This is a genomic window from Alkalibacterium sp. m-11 (genome assembly GCF_054658155.1).
In genome coordinates this window covers 1-2,781 of sequence record NZ_BAAGIR010000200.1, presented here as the reverse complement: position 1 = coordinate 2,781, position 2,781 = coordinate 1, and the positions used below count along the sequence as shown (strand labels likewise).

The window sequence follows — 2,781 nt, the reverse complement described above, 5'->3', positions numbered from 1 at the left end:
CTCCTGAACGTCAAGTTTTTCTAAAAAATCAATGTCAAATAAAGTGGGTTGTTGTATAATGGACATAAGGAATCCCTCCTGGAGTACGTGTCTTAGTCGACAACCTAATTGTACCATATGGGGGGGGGTTCCTTTTTTCTATGTTTTAAAAAAGTTGATTTATCAGGTGTTAAACACGACAAATAATTATGAAATTGGCTCAATTAGGTTAGACAGGAATTATAGAGAGGATGAATGTGATGCGTTTTTCGTTCATGGGAAAACACGGTGGTTCCCATCCAGAAGAGAATAAATCACGAACGAGCAAGTTACCGATAGTAGATGCATCAGTCCCTAAAATCATGGTTTACCCCGTATCCATGCACATAGGAGCGCCTGCTAAACCGGTCGTAGAAATTGGAGAGACAGTCAAGGTCGGTCAGCTGATTGCTGAAGAAGGTGGATTTGTATCAGCAAATGTATATTCTTCAGTTTCAGGTGAAGTGATTGCTATAGAAAAACGTGGAAAGATCGGTGGCGGAGAAGTGGACAGTATCATTGTCAAAAATGACTATGAATATACAAAAGCTGATCCAATCGTCGAACCGGGACGGTCTCAGGACATGTCAAAAGATGAAATCATTCAGACAGTCAGAAAAGCTGGAATCGTTGGAATGGGTGGAGCAACGTTCCCTACAGCTGTTAAGTTGAGTCCTCCACCGGGGATGACGATTGACACACTTATCATCAATGGGGCAGAGTGTGAACCGTATTCTACATCCGACCACAGAGTCATGGTGGAACATGCAGATGAAATTATTCATGGAATTAATCTGTCTAGAGCATTGTTCCCTCAATTACGTCGCATCTATATCGGTGTAGAGGATAATAAACCGGATGCTATCAAGGCGCTTGAGGAAGCCTCTGCTGAATTTGACGATATTTTCGTCCGTCCATTGAAAACAATGTATCCACAAGGATCAGAGAAAAACTTGATCAAGAGCATGACTGGAAGAGAAGTATCGCCTGGTGGCCTTCCTGCTGAAGTTCGCTGTGTCGTGGCTAATACATCAACGATCCGTTCTTGCTACCGCGCCTGCGAGTTTGGCGAGCCTTTAATCGAACGTATTGTATCAGTGTCCGGAACACCAATAAGAGAACCTAAAAACCTTCGAGTTAAAATCGGTACTCCTATGGATTCGCTTATTGAAGACTGCGGCGGATTTGCTGACGTACCAGGAAAAGTCCTGGGTGGTGGACCGATGATGGGTAAAACTGTTTCGGATCTCGGGGTTCCAATTATTAAAGGAACGACAGCTATAACAGTTCTGACTCCTGAAGAAGCTGAACAAGGGGACAGTCACGACTGTATCATGTGTTCAGAATGTCTAAATGTCTGCCCGGTCAGTCTGCAACCTATCCTTATCAGTGAAGCTTTCGAAAGAGGAAATATTGATAAAGCTCAGGAGCTGGGGGCAATGGACTGTATCGAATGTGGAAACTGTTCATTTATCTGTCCTTCAAAAATCCCTCTTCTAGAAAATATTCGTTCCGCTAAAGCTGCTATAAAAGCGAAGGAGGAGAAGTAAGATGGCTCAGGCAATTGATGTAAAAGGTAAATTGCAAGTCGGTCCTTCCCCTCATGTTCGCAGCAAACGCACAGCAGCTTGGGTTATGGACCAGGTTTTAATCGCGCTGATTCCACCAACATTAGCGGCTACCTACTTCTTCGGATGGTGGGTCCTTGGTATGGTAGCAATTGGTATTGGGACAGCCGTTGCATCTGAATTTATTTATCAGAAACTGACATACAAACCAATAAAAATACAGGATCACAGTGCCGCAGTAACAGGTATGTTGGTCGCCTTAAGTTTGCCTGTCACTGCACCAATATGGATGATCATGTTTGGATCGATTTTTGCTATTGTTATCGTTAAGCAGCTTAATGGTGGGATTGGAAGGAACTACTTCAACCCTGCAGTTGCTGCTCGTGTAGTCATTAAGGCCCTCTTTACTCCTTGGCTGGCTAACTGGGTCCTGCCCGGTGGATTGCTGGGAAGTGGATTCAGAGGGGTCGATGCTATAGGTTCTGCCACGCCGCTTGAGTTTATCGGTCACGGGGCACAGGTCGTGCCTGAACAAGTTCCTGGACTATTCGATTTGTTCATGGGATTTAATCTAGGTGGAAATGTTGGAGAAACTTCTAAATTCGCAATACTTATTGGTATGCTTTATCTGATTTTCAGACGTGTAATTAATCCAAAAGTACCGATTTTATATATCCTTACAACATTTGTGGTTATGGGATTATGGTCCAGCTTTGACTGGAATTTCCAAATGACGCACATTCTGACAGGAACTCTGTTCTTCGGGGCCACGTATATGGCTACTGACTATAGTTCAGGATCTCTAACACCAGAAGGGAAGACTGTTTTTGCCATCGGATGTGGGGTGTTGACCGCTGTGTTCAGGATTACACTGGACCACCCGGGTGGAGTGGGGTATTCGATCCTAATTATGAATGCCCTGGCACCGTTTATTGATAGTAAGCTGATGCCACGAATCTACGGCCACAAAACCCGTCCCCAAACAAAATTCGATCGTCAAAGCACGAACTAATGCTATAAAATAAACAAAAAAGCGCCGCGAGAATATCTCTCGTTGACGCTTTTTTTATGTGCGCCCGGCATGGGCGACAACTTGGTGGTGAAAGTCCACTACAGACTTGGCAGTAGGAACTGTTAGCGAAAGACAAGGGTGTCCGCCGTGAGGCGGAATCTGAAGGAAGTCGGACGCAAATGC

2 protein-coding genes are annotated in these 2,781 nt (G+C 44.5%); both read left to right on the top strand.

Going from position 1 to position 2,781, the window contains the following annotated elements:
- Positions 1–239 precede the first annotated feature (239 nt).
- Complete coding sequence (gene rsxC / locus ACYQ2O_RS11585) at positions 240–1,568, top strand: electron transport complex subunit RsxC (RefSeq protein ID WP_459770973.1); 1,329 nt, start codon at positions 240–242, stop codon at positions 1,566–1,568.
- A gap of 1 nt (position 1,569) precedes the next feature.
- On the top strand, positions 1,570–2,598 hold the full coding sequence (locus tag ACYQ2O_RS11580) for an RnfABCDGE type electron transport complex subunit D (protein WP_346025225.1): 1,029 nt from the start codon (positions 1,570–1,572) through the stop codon (positions 2,596–2,598).
- The last annotated feature ends 183 nt before the right edge of the window (positions 2,599–2,781 follow it).